The sequence below is a fragment of the Variovorax ureilyticus genome (assembly GCF_050632185.1).
Taxonomy (GTDB): domain Bacteria; phylum Pseudomonadota; class Gammaproteobacteria; order Burkholderiales; family Burkholderiaceae_C; genus Variovorax; species Variovorax ureilyticus_A.
The window spans coordinates 2829655-2844451 of sequence record NZ_CP192579.1; the positions used below are offsets into that span (position 1 = coordinate 2829655).

The following is a 14797-nucleotide window of genomic DNA, read 5'->3' on the forward strand; positions in this document are numbered from 1 at the left end:
CCACAGATCATGCACACGCGCACCGTTTTCTTCGTGTCCGACGGGACTGGCATCACCGCCGAGACCTTCGGCAACGCCGTCCTGGCCCAATTCGAGATGAAGCCGCGTCATATCAGGCTTCCGTTCACCGACACCGTCGACAAGGCGCACCAGGCGGTCCGGCGGATCAACCACACCGCCGAACTGGAAGGCGTTCGCCCCATCGTCTTCACGACGCTGGCCAACATGGAAGTGCTCGAGGTGATTGAAACCGAGTGCAAGGGGATGCTGCTCGACATGTTCGGCACCTTCGTGCGGCCCCTGGAGATCGAGCTGGCGACGAAATCCAACCACCGGATCGGCCGCTTCAGCGACGTGAGCAAGAGCAAGGAATACAACGAACGCATCCAGGCGATCGATTTCAGCCTGGCGCATGACGACGGCCAGAGCAACCGCGACCTCGAAAACGCCGACGTCATCCTGGTCGGCGTCAGCCGTAGCGGCAAGACGCCCACCTCGCTCTACCTGGCCATGCAGCACGGACTGAAGGCCGCCAACTACCCGCTGATCCCGGAAGACTTCGATCGCAGGCAGTTGCCGCCCGCTCTGCTGCCGCACCGCAAGAAGATCTTCGGCCTGACGATCCAGCCGGAGCGCCTGGCCGAAATCCGCAACGAACGCCGGCCGAATTCCCGCTATGCCAGCATCGACAATTGCCGGCACGAGGTCAGCGAGGCTGAGGCCATGATGCGACGCGCCGGCATCCGCTGGCTGTCGACCACCACCAAGTCGATCGAAGAGATCGCGACGACCATCCTGCAAGAGCTACGGCCGGAACGCCTGACGTACTGAGCTCTCCCCCAGGCTTCGCGCACTTCGTGTCGCTGCGCCACCCCCTCTCCGGGGGCGCACCCGGCGGCCCGGCAGAGCCGGTTCCGCGGGTGCCCTGGGCTGGGTCGCGTCGGGTTGAGGCTGGTGGATTCAGGCGGCCGCGGCATCGGCGGGCGCCGAGGTGCGGATCAGATGATCGAAGGCGCTCAGCGCCGCCTTCGCGCCCTCGCCGGCCGCAATGATGATCTGCTTGAACGGCACCGTCGTCGCATCGCCCGCCGCGAACACGCCAGGGACCGAGGTCTGGCCGCGTGCATCCACGATGATCTCGCCGTGACTCGACAGCTCGACCGTGCCCCTGAGCCAGTCGGTGTTCGGCACGAGGCCGATCTGGATGAACACGCCCTCGAGCTCCACCTGATGGCTTTCACCGGTCGCGCGGTCCTTGTAGACCAGGCCATTGACCTTCTGCTTGTCGCCGGTGATTTCCATGGTCTGCGCATGGGTGACGACCGTCACGTTCGCGAGGCTGCGCAACTTGCGCTGCAGCACCGCATCGGCGCGCAGTTGCTTGTCGAATTCGATCAGCGTGACATGACCCACGACGCCGGCGAGGTCGATCGCCGCTTCGACGCCCGAGTTGCCGCCGCCGATCACCGCGACACGCTTGCCCTTGAAGAGCGGGCCGTCGCAGTGCGGGCAGTACGCAACGCCCTTGTTCTTGTACTCCTGCTCGCCCGGCACGTTGATGTTGCGCCAGCGTGCGCCAGTCGCGATCACGACCGAGCGGCTCTTGAGCGAAGCGCCGCTTTCGAGCTTGACCTCGATCAAGTCGCCGGACGGCACCAGAGCCGAGGCGCGCTGCAGATTCATGATGTCCACGTCGTAGTCACGCACGTGCTCCTCCAATGCGAGCGCGAACTTGGGACCTTCGGTTTTCCTGACCGAGATGAAGTTCTCGATGCCCATAGTGTCGAGGACCTGGCCGCCAAAACGCTCAGCGGCCACGCCGGTGCGAATGCCCTTGCGCGCCGCGTACACAGCAGCCGCCGCACCCGCAGGCCCACCACCGACGATGAGGACGTCGAACGGGTCCTTCGCGGCGATCTTCTTCGCCTCGCGCTCCACGCCGCTCGAATCGAGCTTTGCGAGGATTTCCTCCAAAGTCATGCGGCCCTGGCCGAATTCGGCGCCGTTGAGGAACACCGTCGGCACCGCCATGATCTGGCGTTCCTTGATTTCATCCTGGAACAACGAGCCGTCGATCATCGTCGCGTTGATCCGCGGGTTCTGCACCGCCATCAGGTTGAGCGCCTGCACGACGTCCGGGCAGTTGTGGCAGGTCAGGGAGACATAGACCTCGAACTCGAAGTCGCCGTCGAGAGCACGAATCTGCTCCAGCACCGCTTCCTCCACTTTGGGCGGGTAGCCGCCGACCTGCAGCAGCGCCAGCACCAGCGAGGTGAACTCATGCCCCATCGGCAGACCGGCGAAACGGGGGCCATGGTTTTCACCGGGGCGATTGATCGAAAAAGACGGCTTGCGATGGTCGTCGCCGCGGCTCTCGACCACCTTGATGAGCGAGGACGACTCGGCCACATCCTTCAGCAGCGCCTGAACATCGCTGGAGGCCTTGCTATCGTCGAGCGATGCGACGATTTCGACCGGCTGCGTGATGCGATCGAGATAGCTTTTAAGTTGCGATTGGGTACCTGCGTCGAGCATGTGGACTCACTTCCTTGAATGCAAACGGGAACAAAAAGGCCCGGGAGCTCGCGCGCCCGGGCCATGGCGCGGGAAGACGGTTTAGATCTTGCCGACCAGGTCGAACGACGGCTTGAGCGTCTCGGCGCCTTCCGTCCACTTGGCGGGGCAGACTTCGCCCGGGTGTGCCGCAACGTACTGCGCAGCCTTCACGCGGCGCAGGAGTTCGGCAGCGTCGCGACCGATGCCGTTGTCGTGCACTTCGATCGTCTTGATCTTGCCGCTGGGGTCGATCACGAAGGTGCCGCGGTATGCAAGGCCGGCGTCTTCGCCCTCTTCGATCAGAACCTGGAAGGCGCGCGCGAGCTGCTGGCTCGGGTCGCCGATCAGCGGGTACTTGACCTTGGCGATGGTTTCCGAGGTGTCGTGCCACGCCTTGTGCGTGAAGTGCGTGTCGGTCGACACACCGTAGATCTCCACGCCCAGCTTCTGGAATTCGGCGTAGTGGTCGGCGAGGTCACCGAGCTCGGTCGGGCACACGAAAGTGAAGTCAGCCGGATAGAACACGACAACAGACCACTTGCCCTTGAAGCTTGCTTCCGAGACGGGCACGAACTTGCCGTTGTGATAGGCGGTTGCCTTGAACGGGACGACTTCGGTATTGATCAGGGACATTGATGAGTTCCTAGTTGGCTAATGAAAAAGGCGAGCCACTAGTATAACTACCAATACTCTGTCATTGATAGTTACATGCTATCAAAAGTATTGGGTACCCCTATGCATGCGAGCGGTGCCGGCAGCCTCGAATTCATGCAGAGCACCAAGCATCGAATCGCTTGCGGCCCGTCGGAACACGTTCACAATCGATCGTTTCAAGAAGAAGGGAAGATCATGAAGGGCGACCCACAAGTCATCGATCATCTGCAGGCTCAACTCAAGAACGAGTTGACCGCGATCAACCAGTACTTCCTCCACTACCGGATGCTCAAGCACTGGGGCTTCGACAAACTCGCCAAGAAGGAGTACGAAGAATCCATCGGCGAGATGAAGCATGCGGACAAGCTGATGGATCGCATCTTCATGCTCGACGGGCTCCCGAATCTTCAGGATCTGGCCAAGCTCAACATCGGCGAAGACGTCCCCGAGATCCTCGAGTGCGACCTCAAGTCGGAAATGGGGGCGCAGGCGACGATCAAGGCCGGCATCGCGCACTGCGAGTCGGTTCGTGACTACGTGTCGCGCGACATCCTTCAGGAAATCCTGGACGACACCGAAGAACATATCGACTTCCTCGAAACCCAGATCGATCTGCTCGGCAAGGTCGGCCTGCAGAACTATCTGCAATCGCAGATGGGCGAGATCGAGTAAGCCCCTCCCCGATCACCTCGCGTCCCGGCAAGGTGGCCGGGCATCCCTGGACAACGGCTCTAGACGATAGTTATTGCAAATGCGAAGAATTCGTATTTATAATCGAGTCCTCTTCAACACAGCCAGCCAGTCGCTTTCACGCCATGATCGTTTGCGTATGCCGCCGAGTCTCCGACCGCGAAATCGCGCGCCACGTGCGAGCCGGCATGACGTTCGACGAAGTGCAGTTCGAACTCGGCGTTGCCACCCAATGCGGCCAATGCGAGAGTTGCGCGCGCGAGGTCGTTGCTCAATGCAGCGCCTCGCATCCGATCGCGGCACTGCATCGCGACACCGGGCCCGCGGCGATCCAGCTTGCCAATTCCATCAAGGAAAGCAAAGCATGGAACTCTTCGCGGCCCTCGGCGGCAGCCTGATCTTCGTCGCCAGCTCGGTCTGGTGGATCTTTCGCAAGTGACTCGTGGCGGTTCAGCCGCAACGGGCACCTCCAAGGGTGCTCGCACTCCAATGGCTCATCGTGTCTGACCGCTTTTCAGCTCCCCCTTCGGCTTTCGGGCTCTCGCGCAACGTCGTCATTGCGGGCGGCGTGGTGCTGCTTCATGTCGCCGCGCTGTGGGCACTGCAGAGCGGCCTCCTGCGGCGAGCGGCGGAAGTGGTGATTCCGGTCGAGATCCTGAGCGACTTCGTCGAGCCTCCGAAGCCCAAGGAGCCTCCGCCACCGCCACCTCCCCCGCCGGAACCCAAGCGGCAAATCACCAGGACACCTCCACCGCCCCGGCCCCAGGCGATTCGCGAGCCAAAGCCCGCGCCCAACGCGCCGACAGGCAGCCTCGAACCGCCTCCGCCGCCGGCACCGATGGCGGCACCTGCGCCGCCCGAGCCGCCTGCTCCTGCGCCTGCTCCGCCGGCACCGCCTTCTGTTCAGTTGCCTTCGAGCAGCGCAGATTACCTGCAGAACCCGAAGCCCGCGTACCCCGCCATGAGCAGGAGGCTGGGCGAACAAGGCAAGACGATCGTGCGCGTGCTGATCGGTGTGGACGGTCTGCCCAAGCAGGCAACGATATTCAGGTCGAGCGGCTACGAGAGACTGGACGAAGCTGCGCGCCAAGCCGTCATGAGTTGGCGCTACGTGCCGGGCAAGCGCAACGGCGTCGCTGAGCCGATGGAGTTCAATGTCCCGATCAACTGGGTTCTCAATTAATTCTCTGGAGTAGCTTCGTATGGATTCCCAATTCGGCCTGGTGAATATCTGGCATCAAGGTGACTTCGTGACCCGGGCCGTGGCACTGCTGCTGATCGGCATGTCGCTCGCATCCTGGATCGTCATCCTGATCAAGGCGCTCGATGTCATCAAGTACAAGCGCCTCGCCAAGCATTCGCAGGACTTCTGGCACAGCGAAGATTTCGCCACCGCGCTCAACAAGTTGGGAAAGGACGACAGCAATCCGTTCCGCGCACTCGCTCTGGAAGGCCGTGAGGCGGCTGCGCACCATCGCAACACCAAGGCGCATCTGCATGACGCGCTGGACGTGAGCGACTGGATCACGCGCGCACTTCGCAACGGTATCGACGAGTTCACCGCGCGCCTTCAAACCGGCCTTGCCGTGCTGGCATCGGTGGGCTCGACGGCGCCCTTCATCGGGCTCTTCGGCACGGTGTGGGGCATCTATCACGCGCTGATGAGCATCAGCTCCGCCGGCCAGGCCACGATCGACAAGGTCGCCGGTCCGATCGGCGAGGCTCTGATCATGACGGCATTGGGCACTGGCGGTCGCCATTCCCGCCGTGCTCGGCTACAACGCCCTCGTCCGTGGCAACAAGTTCGTCCTGACCAAGCTCAACAGCTTCGCCCATGACCTGCATGCCTACTTCGTCACCGGCGCCCGCGTTCAGAGCGCGAGCGAAGCCACGGTTGTTGCGCTCAAGAAGGGCTGATCGCGATGGCCTTCGGAACCCAAGACGAACCCGATGAGGTCATGAACGAGATCAACATGACGCCGCTGGTCGACGTCATGCTGGTCCTGTTGATCATCTTCATCATCACCGTGCCGGTGATGAAGCACGCGGTAAACATCGATCTGCCGCGCGCGAGCAGTGAGCCGGAACAGACCAAGCCGCAGAACATCCTGTTCACGGTGGCGGCCGATGGCAGCTACTACTGGAACGATCAGAAGATCGACGATTCGGAGATGAAGTCGCGCATGGCCGCCGAAGCCGCCAAGGAGCCTCAACCCGAACTGCACATCCGAGGGGACAAAGCCGTGCGCTACGAGCGCATCGCACAGGTCATGTCAGCCGCTCGCGAAGCGGGCGTGCGCAAGATCGGCTTCGTGACGGAGCCCGAGCCGAAGTAGGTCGGCGTCAGAAGGGCACAAGAAACCTGCCGCGCCCGTTGACTTTTTATTGCGAATCATTATCATTTGCACATCGCCTCGATCACCGGGATTTCTCAAGATGCAAGCCACGCCCAATGCCTTCTCCGTCCTGAACCATCCCTCGCTGGACCACTCGGGCGGCGGTCGCGCTTCCGGCGATGCGGCAGAGCGTCCCGCCCCCCTCGTGGAGAGCGCCGAACTCCTCAAGGGCAGCAAGACCGTCGGCATCATGCACAACGGTTCGCTCTATCGCCTGCAGGCCACCAAGCTCGGCAAGCTGATCCTGACCAAATGAGGCTCAGCCCGCCCCTCGCGCAAGTTTCATCGTGGGGCGACTCCCGGAGGCCATCTCCGACGGGTCGTTTTTTGCTAGCCAACGGTCCGCCGACTAGCCATGCACTTTTTCCACAATGACGCCGCCATAAAAAACGCCGACCCAGGGAGTCGGCGTTCTTGTTTTGGTCGTCCGACGCGATCGATCAGAGACCGAGCGCTGCAATGCCCGCTCGAGCGATTTGCGCGTCCTCGTTGGACTTGACGCCGCTCACGCCGACGGCACCGATGACGTTCCCGTCCTTCACGATCGGCACGCCGCCTTCGAGCAAGCCCTGAACGCCCGGCGCCGTAAGGAAGGACGTCCGGCCACCATTGATCATGTCCTCGTAGGTCTTGCTTTCGCGGCGGCCCATCGCAGCGGTATGGGCCTTGGCGGGTGCAATGTGGGACGAGAGCGGCGCGGCGCCGTCGAGACGCTGCAGCCACAGCAGGTTACCGCCATCGTCGGCGATCGCGATGGTCACCGCCCAGTTGTTCTTGACAGCTTCGGCCTCGGCTGCCGCAGCGATCGCCTTGACATCGGCGAGTTCGAGGAATGACTTGGTTTTCATGGATCGTCCGGGAAAGTTGCGTAACCTCGAAGCATAGCGCTCGCACAGGGGGAACACGCGCCGCGTCAAGACCGTTCGAATCCAGGTATTTGTTTTTTCCACCTCTTGTCGCGCCCTAGAATGCGCCCCAACTGCAGCGGTGCAGCACATTATTTGTGGAGCTTCAGCAATGAACGACCGTGTCAACACTCTCGCCACCTCCGTCGGCTATGGCCAGACACTGACCCAGGCGGACCGCCAGCGCGTCCTGCGCAACACCTACTGGCTGCTCGCCCTGAGCCTGCTTCCCACCGTCCTGGGCGCATGGCTCGGCGTCGCCACCGGCATCACCCGCTCGCTCACGGGCGGCCTCGGGATGATGGTGTTCCTCGGGGGCGCCTTCGGCTTCATGTTCGCCATCGAGAAGACCAAGAATTCAGGCGCCGGCGTTCCGGTTCTTTTGGGCTTCACCTTCTTCATGGGCCTGATGCTCTCGCGCCTGATTGCGGCCGTGCTCGGTTTCAGGAACGGGGCCGAACTCGTCATGACCGCATTCGGCGGCACGGCTGGCGTGTTCTTCGTGATGGCCTCGCTCGCAACGGTGATCAAACGCGACCTGTCCGGCATGGCCAAGTGGCTGTTCGTCGGTGCAATGGTGCTGATGATCGGCGCGATCATCAACGTGTTCGTCGGCTCGACCGCCGGCATGCTCGCCATTTCGGTGGCAGCGATTGGCATCTTCTCGGCGTACATGCTGTACGACCTCAAGCAGATCATCGACGGGGGCGAAACCAACTACATCAGCGCCACCCTGGCGCTCTATCTGGACCTGTTCAACGTGTTCCAGAGCCTCCTGGCGCTGCTGGGCGTGTTCGGCGGCGAACGCGACTGAGCCCAGCGCACCTCACCTCACCTCACGAAAAAGGGTCCTCGCGGACCCTTTTTTCATGCCAGATCGAAGACCGCGATCGACTCCACGTGCGCGGTATGCGGGAACATGTTGACCACCCCCGCGAACGTGCACCCGTACCCCGCCTGGTGGACGAGCAAGCCCGCGTCGCGGGCCAGTGTCGATGGATTGCAGCTCACGTAGACGATGCGCCTGGGCGGCACCCAGCTCTTTCCTCTCAGCTCGGGCTGCTGATGCAGGTCTGCCAGCGCCTTCGTAAGCGCGAACGCACCCTCGCGCGGCGGATCGACCAACCACTTTTCCGCTGGGCCATCGGCCACGAGCATCTCGGGGGTCATTTCGAAGAGATTCCGCGCGACGAAGCGCGTTGCAGCAAGCGCGCGCCGACCTGCCGTCGCAGGACGATTCCGCTCGAGATTCTGGGTTGCGCGAGCCACCAACGTGTCGCTGCCTTCGATGCCCAGCACTTCGCGCGCCCGGGTCGCCAGCGGCAAGGTGAAGTTGCCCAATCCGCAGAACCAGTCGATGACACGCTCGTCCGACCGGACATCGAGCAACCGGAGCGCACGGCTGACCAGGACTCGATTGATGTGCGGATTGACCTGCGTGAAATCGGTCGGCTTGAACGGCATCCTGACGCCGAATTCCGGCAGTTCGTAGGCCAGCGCCGGTCCGCCCTCCTCCAGCAGCTTGACGGAGTCCGGTCCCTTGGCTTGCAGCCACCATTGAACGCCCTGGTGCTGCGCGGCGAACGCCTTCAGGCGATCGATGTCCGCACCGGAAAGCGGCTCCAGATGCCTCAGCACGAGCGCGATCACGCCCAGCCCGAGCCCGTCCGCCGCGTCGCCGCATGCGAGTTCGATCTGCGGGCAGGTATCGCGCGCATCCAGCGAACCGATGAGCTCGCGCAGCGGCATCAGCATGTCGCTGACCTGCAGCGGCAGCACCGGGCACACCTTCATGTCCGCCAGATAGCGGCTCTTGCGCTCGTGGAAGCCAATGAGCACCGTGCCCTTCTTCACCACGTGCCGCACCGAAAGGCGCGCACGATAGCGGTAGTGCCACGCGGGCCCCTCGAGCGGACGCAGGATGTTGTCCGGCCGGACTTTGCCGAGGTGCCAGAGGTTGTCTTCGAGCGCACGCTGCTTCACGGCCACCTGCGCGGCCGCCTCGAGGTGCTGCATCTTGCAGCCGCCGCACGCACCGGGGTGCAAGCCGAAATGCGGGCAGCCGGGCCGCACACGTTGGGACGACTCGCGGCCGATCTTCGTGACCGTTCCTTGCTCCCAGTTGTTCTTCTTGCGGTGCACATTGAACTGCACCTCTTCGAAAGGCAATGCGCCTTCCACGAACACCACCATTCCATCGGCCTTGTGGGCCACGCCTTGCGCATCGAGGTCGAGCGATTCGACCTGCAGCCATTCATCGCTGGAGCGCTGCTGCTCCTCGTTCTTCGCTTTCGGATCCGTCATGCGCCGATTGTCTCAGGCGAGGCCGGCCGCCCGCGCGAGGCTCACAACAGCGCGTCGCGCTGAACGCCGGCACGCGCCAACTGCCGCCGCATCTTGGAGATCGCCTCGTTCTGAATCTGACGCACGCGCTCGCGCGTCAGGCCGAGACGGACACTCAGGACTTCCAGCGTTTCCGGATCGCGGTCATGCAGGCCGTAGCGCCCTTCGAGCACCTCGCGCTCGCGCTCCGTGAGAGCGAGGATCCATTGATCGAGAAGCCGCTCGATCTCATGCCTCTGCGTGACGCCGGTGGGGTTGCCGCCCTCGTCGTCCGACGCCACCGTGTCGGCGAGCGTGAAGCTGTCTTCGCCACGCTCGCTTCCGGCGTCCAGCGAACGCGGCGCCTCGGCGAGCGCCATGAGATCGGCCACTTCCTGGACCTCGCGGCCGAGCAATGCGGCAACGTCTTCGACGCGGATGCCGTCGGGCCGCCGGGCGACGAACTCCGGATCACCCTCCAGCGTGCGGCGCGCACGCATCACCTGCTGAAGCTCGCGCACCACATGGACAGGCAGGCGAATCGCCCGCGCCTGCATCATCGCGGCACGCTCGATCGATTGGCGGATCCACCAGGTCGCGTAAGTCGAGAAGCGAAAGCCCCGCTCCGGCTCGAACTTGTTGATCGCATGCATGAGCCCGAGATTGCCTTCCTCGATCAGATCCGCCATCGGCACGCTGCGGCCGAGATAGCCCTTGGCGATATTGACGACGAGACGAAGGTTGTGCTCGATCATCGATTGCCGCGCAGCGAAGTCGCCATTGCGCGCGGCACATGCGGTTCGATATTCCTCTTCGGGGGTGAAAAGCTCCGTCCGGCGAATCTCGCGCAAATAGAGCGTCAGCGAATCGCCACTCTCGCCGGACAGATCGACCGCAATGGTGCTGCGCGGGTTCGCGTCGTGCCTGTCGCCCCCGGCGCCATCGATCGATTCGTGGGCGTTCGTGAGTTCTGAATCGGCCGCGTGCGCCGGGTCGAATGCCGACGTCCCCCGTTACCCGCCCCTCGCCGCACGACGGGAGTGCGATAAGGGCGGGCGTTGGCCATGGCACGCTAGCGTGGCGGCAGGTAGCGCGCCGGGTCGACCGGCTTGCCCTGACGGCGGATTTCGAAGTGCAGCTTGACGCGATCCGCATCGCTGTTGCCCATCTCGGCAATCTTCTGCCCCTTCTGCACGGACTGGTCCTCCTTGACCAGCAGCGTACGGTTGTGCGCGTAAGCGGTCAGGTAGGTGTTGTTGTGCTTCAGGATGATGAGGTTGCCGTAGCCTCTCAAGCCCGCACCCGCATACACGACACGGCCATCGGCGGCTGCGAGAACCGAATCGCCCGCCTTGCCGCTGATGTCGAGGCCCTTGTTCTTGGCTTCATCGAAGCCCGCGATCAAGGTGCCTTGCGCAGGCCAGATCCAGCCCACGTCTTCGTCACCCGACGCCGCAGGCGGCGTCGGCGACGCGGTCACCGGCACGGACGGCTTGACCGCGGCGCCATTCGCCGACGATGCCGCCGCTGCAGTGGCCGGCGCGACGACCGGCTGCGTCGCTGGTCGACCGGCCGCCTCCGTGGCCGATGCAACAGGAGGTGCCGACGCCGTCGCCGTACCCACTGGCGGGATCACGCGCAGAACCTGTCCGACTTCGATGAGGTCAGGATTGTCGAGGTTGTTCCACTTCGCGATGTTCTGCCAGCTCTGGCCCGTCTCCGCACCGATGCGACGAATCGTGTCGCCGGGTCGTACCGCGTAGTAGCCAGGCTTGCCGTAGTTCTCGATGCCAGCCAACGGCTTGCCTGATGGATCGGTAGTGATCGGAGGGACACCGATCGCCGGGGGCACGTTTGTCGTGCCTGCACCCGGCGCGCGCGTCATGGTGCCGCGGTCTTCGACGGGCACCGGACCGCTCGGCGTTGAACACCCCACAATCACGAGCGCAACCACCAGCGTGATGCCGGCAAGCCAGCCCCGATTGCCAATACCCTGCATGTGTTCTTCCTTCAAGCAATTCCCGATTTTAGGGGGACAAAGTGAACCGCCTCAAGAACGCGACGCTCCGTTCCACGCGCGGTTTTGTCAATGACGACGAGGGCTTGTCCTCCGGTCGATGACTGGGTCGGTGCAACGATTCTCCCGCCGACAGCCAACTGTGCGACCCAAGCTTCCGGCACCGCTTCGCCGCCTGCCGCGGCGATGATTCCAGCGTACGGTGCCCCCTTGGCATAGCCCACCATGCCGTCGCCCAGCAACAGGTGGACGGTCGCTAGTCGAAACGGCCGGAGGTTCGCGCGCGCACGTTCATGAAGACCTCGCAGACGCTCGATGCTGTAGACCTCGGTCGCGACGTGGCTCAGTACCGCGGCCTGGTAGCCGCAACCCGTGCCGATCTCGAGAACGCGGCCCAGTCGATCGCCCGGCTTGTTCGCCAGCGAGGGCGCAGCGAGCAACAGCTCGATCATGCGCGCCACCACGTTGGGCTTCGAGATGGTCTGGCCCAATCCGATCGGCAGGCTGGTGTCTTCATAGGCCTGATTGACCAGCGCGCTGTCGACGAACATGTGTCGCTCGACCGCGCCCATCGCGCGCAGCACACGTGCATCGGCGATCCCTTGCGCAGCCAGACGCTGCACCATGCGCGCTCGCACGGCATCGGATGCCATCGACGGTGTCGCATGCACCGCCGGTCTTGCGGGAACTGCGGGAGTCCGCCCGCGAACTGCCGCGGGCGCCCCAGTCGTCAGCCGCGCCGGAAACCCGGGACGTTGGCCTGCCATGTCAGGAAGACTCGCCGAGTCGAACCACCGTGTCTCGCCAGTGGCTCAGACGGGCGTGGTCGGTCAGGTCGATCTGCAAAGGTGTCAAAGCGATATGGCCCGCCGCCGTCGCATGGAAGTCCGTGCCTTCACTGCTGTCCTTCGCGCCGCCGGCGCCGGCGATCCAGTACATGGTTTCGCCGCGGGGGCTGTCCTGCGTGATCACTTTCTCGGCGGCATGACGACGACCGAGTCTGCACACCTTGACCGGCTTCAGTTGTTCGAACGGCAGATTGGGAATGTTGACGTTGAGCAGGAAGGCGGGCCCCCCGATCATCTTCTCGCGTTCAATTTGCTGCACGAGTCTTCTCGCGGCACGCGCGGCGGCATCGATATGCGCCCAGCCCTTTTCGATCTGGGAAAAGGCAATGGCCGGGATGCCGAACAGATAGGCCTCCATGGCCGCACCGACAGTGCCCGAGTAGATCGTGTCATCACCCATGTTGGCACCGTTGTTGATGCCCGAAACCACGAGATCGGGCCGATAGTCGAGCAAACCCTTCAGCGCAATGTGCACGCAATCGGCGGGCGTACCGGTGACATAGCGAAAACCGTTGTGCGCGGCATGCACATACAGCGGTGCCGCCAGCGTGAGCGCGTTCGACTTGGCGCTGTTGTTGTGCTCGGGCGCGACCACTTCGACCTCGGCCACATCCTTGAGCGCATCGTGCAGCGCCACGATGCCTGGGGCCTGATAACCGTCGTCGTTCGAAATAAGTATCTTCATGGCGTCTGGGAGTCCGCAAGATTGTAGGCCGCGGGTGCGTCACGACTGGGACAACATCGCCATCATGCGAGGCCTATCATCGCCCGCACTTTTCTTCATCCCCCGCCCCATCTACAGGAGACACGAGCATGCATGCATGGCTCTGCGAAAACCCCGTCGGCGTCGATGCGCTGACATGGAAAGAACTGCCGACGCCGCAGCCCGGTCCGGGTCAGGTCCTGGTTGAAATCAAGGCCGCGAGCCTGAATTTTCCCGATCTTCTGATCGTCCAGAACAAATACCAGATCAAGCCCCCGCTGCCCTTCGTTCCGGGATCCGAATACGCGGGCGTGGTCGCGGCAGTCGGCGACGGCGTCACGAACCTGCGCGTGGGCCAGAACGTCGCGTGTCTTTCCGGCACCGGCGGCTTCGGGACGCACACGCTCGCACCGGCGGCACTGTGCATGCCCCTGCCCGATGGCTTTGGCTATGTCGATGCGGCGGCTTTCATCATGATTTACGCAACGTCGTGGCATGCGCTGATGGATCGCGCTCAATTGAAGGCCGGCGAAACCGTCCTTGTTCTCGGCGCCGCCGGCGGTGTCGGGACGGCCGCAATTCAGATTGCAAAGGCAGCAGGGGCCAAGGTGATTGCCGCGGCCTCCACCGACGAGAAATGCGAACTTTGCAAGTCCATTGGTGCGGATGCGACGATCAACTACACGACACACGGTCTCCCCAATGCATTCCGCGACGCGGTCAAGGCCGCGACCGATGGCAAAGGACCGGATGTCATTTACGATCCGGTCGGTGGTGAATTCGCCGAGCCCGCATTCCGGTCGATCGCGTGGCGTGGCCGCTATCTGGTCGTCGGTTTCGCCGCAGGCCCCATTCCCTCGCTGCCTCTGAATTTGGCGCTTCTCAAAGGCGCATCGCTGGTGGGCGTGTTCTGGGGGGATTTCGCCAAGCGCGAGCCCAAGGCCAATGCGCAGATGATGGCCGAATTGGCCAAATGGTACGGCCAGGGCAAGATCAAGCCCGTCATCGACAGCACCATGCCCATGGCGGACCTCAAGGCCGCCTACGCGCACATGGGCTCGCGCGGCGTGAAGGGCAAGCTGGTTCTCGTCAACTGAAGCGCCACAAGACCGCCCAATAAAAAAGCCCGCGATCCGCGGGCTTTTTTAGTTGAGGCCCAAGGACTTACTTGATTTCGAAGTCGGACAGCGATTTACCCGCAGCCAGCGCCTCGGACACCCAGCGCGGCTTGCGACCGCGACCGCCGGACCAGGTCTCTCCCGTCGGGCTGCGGTACTTTGCGGCCGCCTTTGCAGGAACCGCCACCGTGTTCCTTCTGCTACCGCGTCCCGTGAGTTTCAGATCGGAGGCAGTCAAACCGTATTCCGCGATCTTCTTGCGCACTTCCTCGATCACACCGGCCCGCTCCTGATTCCTGAGCTCTTCGGCCTGCTTGCGCAATTGCGCGATCTGTTCATCGTGCTTCTTGATCTGGGAATTGATGTCGGCAAGTGTCGAGGCCATCGGTGCTAATCCTCCGAATTGGAAAGTAAAAATTCTAATTGAGTTTGCAATTACAGCAAACGAGGCGCACAAAAAAAGCGCCGACCCGGGGGTCGGCGCTTTTGATCAATGCAGTTTGGGGTGGCTGATGGGACTCGAACCCACGACGACCAGAATCACAATCTGGGACTCTACCAACTGAGCTACAGCCACCGCAGAGCCCG

Annotated in this window: 17 protein-coding genes, 1 tRNA gene and 1 pseudogene; 9 read left to right on the forward strand and 10 right to left on the reverse strand. The window is 63.1% G+C overall.

The window, feature by feature from the left end:
* The first annotated feature begins 9 nt into the window (after nt 1–9).
* Nucleotides 10–831 (forward strand): posphoenolpyruvate synthetase regulatory kinase/phosphorylase PpsR, encoded by an 822-nt coding sequence (ppsR, locus tag ACQ858_RS13965; protein WP_431273308.1) that lies wholly within the window; start codon nt 10–12, stop codon nt 829–831.
* 129 nt (nt 832–960) lie between these two features.
* Here the strand turns inward: ppsR and ahpF are convergent, their stop codons facing one another.
* Both ahpF and ahpC read right to left on the reverse strand, forming a co-directional pair.
* On the reverse strand, nt 961–2535 hold the full coding sequence (gene ahpF / locus ACQ858_RS13970; RefSeq protein WP_431273309.1) for an alkyl hydroperoxide reductase subunit F: 1575 nt from the start codon (nt 2533–2535) through the stop codon (nt 961–963).
* An 81-nt stretch (nt 2536–2616) separates the two neighbouring features.
* Nucleotides 2617–3189: an alkyl hydroperoxide reductase subunit C gene (gene ahpC, locus ACQ858_RS13975; RefSeq protein ID WP_431273310.1), complete on the reverse strand. Its 573-nt coding sequence runs from the start codon at nt 3187–3189 to the stop codon at nt 2617–2619.
* Between the two features lie 216 nt (nt 3190–3405).
* Between ahpC and bfr the strand changes: the two genes are divergently transcribed.
* The 6 genes and pseudogenes from bfr (at nt 3406) to hemP (ending at nt 6552) form a co-directional block, all read left to right on the forward strand.
* Nucleotides 3406–3882 (forward strand): bacterioferritin, encoded by a 477-nt coding sequence (bfr, locus tag ACQ858_RS13980; RefSeq protein WP_431273311.1) that lies wholly within the window; start codon nt 3406–3408, stop codon nt 3880–3882.
* Nucleotides 3883–4025: 143 nt separating this feature from the next.
* Nucleotides 4026–4298, forward strand: a complete 273-nt coding sequence (locus ACQ858_RS13985; protein ID WP_431276859.1) for a (2Fe-2S)-binding protein — start codon at nt 4026–4028, stop codon at nt 4296–4298.
* 98 nt (nt 4299–4396) lie between these two features.
* A complete protein-coding gene (locus ACQ858_RS13990) occupies nt 4397–5083 on the forward strand; it encodes an energy transducer TonB (RefSeq protein WP_431276860.1) in 687 nt (228 codons plus the stop codon).
* 19 nt (nt 5084–5102) lie between these two features.
* Nucleotides 5103–5817, forward strand: a pseudogene (locus ACQ858_RS13995) (MotA/TolQ/ExbB proton channel family protein).
* 5 nt (nt 5818–5822) lie between these two features.
* Nucleotides 5823–6236, forward strand: coding sequence for an ExbD/TolR family protein (locus tag ACQ858_RS14000; protein WP_431273312.1), 414 nt, complete (start codon nt 5823–5825; stop codon nt 6234–6236).
* 100 nt (nt 6237–6336) lie between these two features.
* Nucleotides 6337–6552 carry a hemin uptake protein HemP gene (gene hemP / locus ACQ858_RS14005; RefSeq protein WP_431273313.1) on the forward strand — a complete coding sequence of 72 codons (216 nt, stop codon included), beginning with the start codon at nt 6337–6339 and terminating at the stop codon, nt 6550–6552.
* Nucleotides 6553–6736: 184 nt separating this feature from the next.
* Here hemP and ACQ858_RS14010 read toward each other — a convergent pair whose 3' ends face one another.
* Nucleotides 6737–7144, reverse strand: coding sequence for a GlcG/HbpS family heme-binding protein (locus tag ACQ858_RS14010; protein WP_088957639.1), 408 nt, complete (start codon nt 7142–7144; stop codon nt 6737–6739).
* Between the two features lie 169 nt (nt 7145–7313).
* On the opposite strand from ACQ858_RS14010, the gene ACQ858_RS14015 reads away from it, so the two are divergent.
* Entirely contained in the window at nt 7314–8015 is a 702-nt protein-coding gene (locus ACQ858_RS14015; RefSeq protein WP_431273314.1) for a Bax inhibitor-1/YccA family protein, read from the forward strand.
* Nucleotides 8016–8068: 53 nt separating this feature from the next.
* On the opposite strand, the gene rlmD is transcribed toward ACQ858_RS14015, so the two are convergent.
* From rlmD to surE, 5 genes are all read right to left on the reverse strand, one after another.
* On the reverse strand, nt 8069–9505 hold the full coding sequence (gene rlmD, locus ACQ858_RS14020; RefSeq protein ID WP_431273315.1) for a 23S rRNA (uracil(1939)-C(5))-methyltransferase RlmD: 1437 nt from the start codon (nt 9503–9505) through the stop codon (nt 8069–8071).
* Nucleotides 9506–9546: 41 nt separating this feature from the next.
* On the reverse strand, nt 9547–10422 hold the full coding sequence (locus ACQ858_RS14025) for a sigma-70 family RNA polymerase sigma factor (RefSeq protein WP_431276861.1): 876 nt from the start codon (nt 10420–10422) through the stop codon (nt 9547–9549).
* Nucleotides 10423–10595: 173 nt separating this feature from the next.
* Nucleotides 10596–11522: a peptidoglycan DD-metalloendopeptidase family protein gene (locus ACQ858_RS14030; RefSeq protein WP_431273316.1), complete on the reverse strand. Its 927-nt coding sequence runs from the start codon at nt 11520–11522 to the stop codon at nt 10596–10598.
* A gap of 11 nt (nt 11523–11533) precedes the next feature.
* On the reverse strand, nt 11534–12307 hold the full coding sequence (locus ACQ858_RS14035; RefSeq protein WP_431273317.1) for a protein-L-isoaspartate(D-aspartate) O-methyltransferase: 774 nt from the start codon (nt 12305–12307) through the stop codon (nt 11534–11536).
* Between the two features lies 1 nt (nt 12308).
* Nucleotides 12309–13073, reverse strand: a complete 765-nt coding sequence (gene surE, locus ACQ858_RS14040; protein WP_431273318.1) for a 5'/3'-nucleotidase SurE — start codon at nt 13071–13073, stop codon at nt 12309–12311.
* A gap of 128 nt (nt 13074–13201) precedes the next feature.
* On the opposite strand from surE, the gene ACQ858_RS14045 reads away from it, so the two are divergent.
* Nucleotides 13202–14188, forward strand: a complete 987-nt coding sequence (locus ACQ858_RS14045) for an NADPH:quinone oxidoreductase family protein (protein WP_431273319.1) — start codon at nt 13202–13204, stop codon at nt 14186–14188.
* Between the two features lie 67 nt (nt 14189–14255).
* Here the strand turns inward: ACQ858_RS14045 and ACQ858_RS14050 are convergent, their stop codons facing one another.
* Complete coding sequence (locus ACQ858_RS14050; RefSeq protein ID WP_431273320.1) at nt 14256–14594, reverse strand: H-NS family nucleoid-associated regulatory protein; 339 nt, start codon at nt 14592–14594, stop codon at nt 14256–14258.
* A gap of 116 nt (nt 14595–14710) precedes the next feature.
* A tRNA-His gene (locus ACQ858_RS14055) sits at nt 14711–14786 on the reverse strand.
* Nucleotides 14787–14797 lie beyond the last annotated feature (11 nt).

Excerpts from the sequence above, each read along its gene's own strand:
- ppsR (WP_431273308.1), top strand. The coding sequence starts at position 10 with ATGCACACGCGCACCGTTTTCTTCGTGTCCGACGGGACTGGCATCACC.
- ahpF (WP_431273309.1), bottom strand. The coding sequence starts at position 2,535 with ATGCTCGACGCAGGTACCCAATCGCAACTTAAAAGCTATCTCGATCGC.
- ahpC (WP_431273310.1), bottom strand. The coding sequence starts at position 3,189 with ATGTCCCTGATCAATACCGAAGTCGTCCCGTTCAAGGCAACCGCCTAT.
- bfr (WP_431273311.1), top strand. The coding sequence starts at position 3,406 with ATGAAGGGCGACCCACAAGTCATCGATCATCTGCAGGCTCAACTCAAG.
- ACQ858_RS13985 (WP_431276859.1), top strand. The coding sequence starts at position 4,026 with ATGATCGTTTGCGTATGCCGCCGAGTCTCCGACCGCGAAATCGCGCGC.
- ACQ858_RS14000 (WP_431273312.1), top strand. The coding sequence starts at position 5,823 with ATGGCCTTCGGAACCCAAGACGAACCCGATGAGGTCATGAACGAGATC.
- hemP (WP_431273313.1), top strand. The coding sequence starts at position 6,337 with ATGCAAGCCACGCCCAATGCCTTCTCCGTCCTGAACCATCCCTCGCTG.
- ACQ858_RS14010 (WP_088957639.1), bottom strand. The coding sequence starts at position 7,144 with ATGAAAACCAAGTCATTCCTCGAACTCGCCGATGTCAAGGCGATCGCT.
- ACQ858_RS14015 (WP_431273314.1), top strand. The coding sequence starts at position 7,314 with ATGAACGACCGTGTCAACACTCTCGCCACCTCCGTCGGCTATGGCCAG.
- rlmD (WP_431273315.1), bottom strand. The coding sequence starts at position 9,505 with ATGACGGATCCGAAAGCGAAGAACGAGGAGCAGCAGCGCTCCAGCGAT.
- ACQ858_RS14030 (WP_431273316.1), bottom strand. The coding sequence starts at position 11,522 with ATGCAGGGTATTGGCAATCGGGGCTGGCTTGCCGGCATCACGCTGGTG.
- ACQ858_RS14035 (WP_431273317.1), bottom strand. The coding sequence starts at position 12,307 with ATGGCAGGCCAACGTCCCGGGTTTCCGGCGCGGCTGACGACTGGGGCG.
- surE (WP_431273318.1), bottom strand. The coding sequence starts at position 13,073 with ATGAAGATACTTATTTCGAACGACGACGGTTATCAGGCCCCAGGCATC.
- ACQ858_RS14045 (WP_431273319.1), top strand. The coding sequence starts at position 13,202 with ATGCATGCATGGCTCTGCGAAAACCCCGTCGGCGTCGATGCGCTGACA.
- ACQ858_RS14050 (WP_431273320.1), bottom strand. The coding sequence starts at position 14,594 with ATGGCCTCGACACTTGCCGACATCAATTCCCAGATCAAGAAGCACGAT.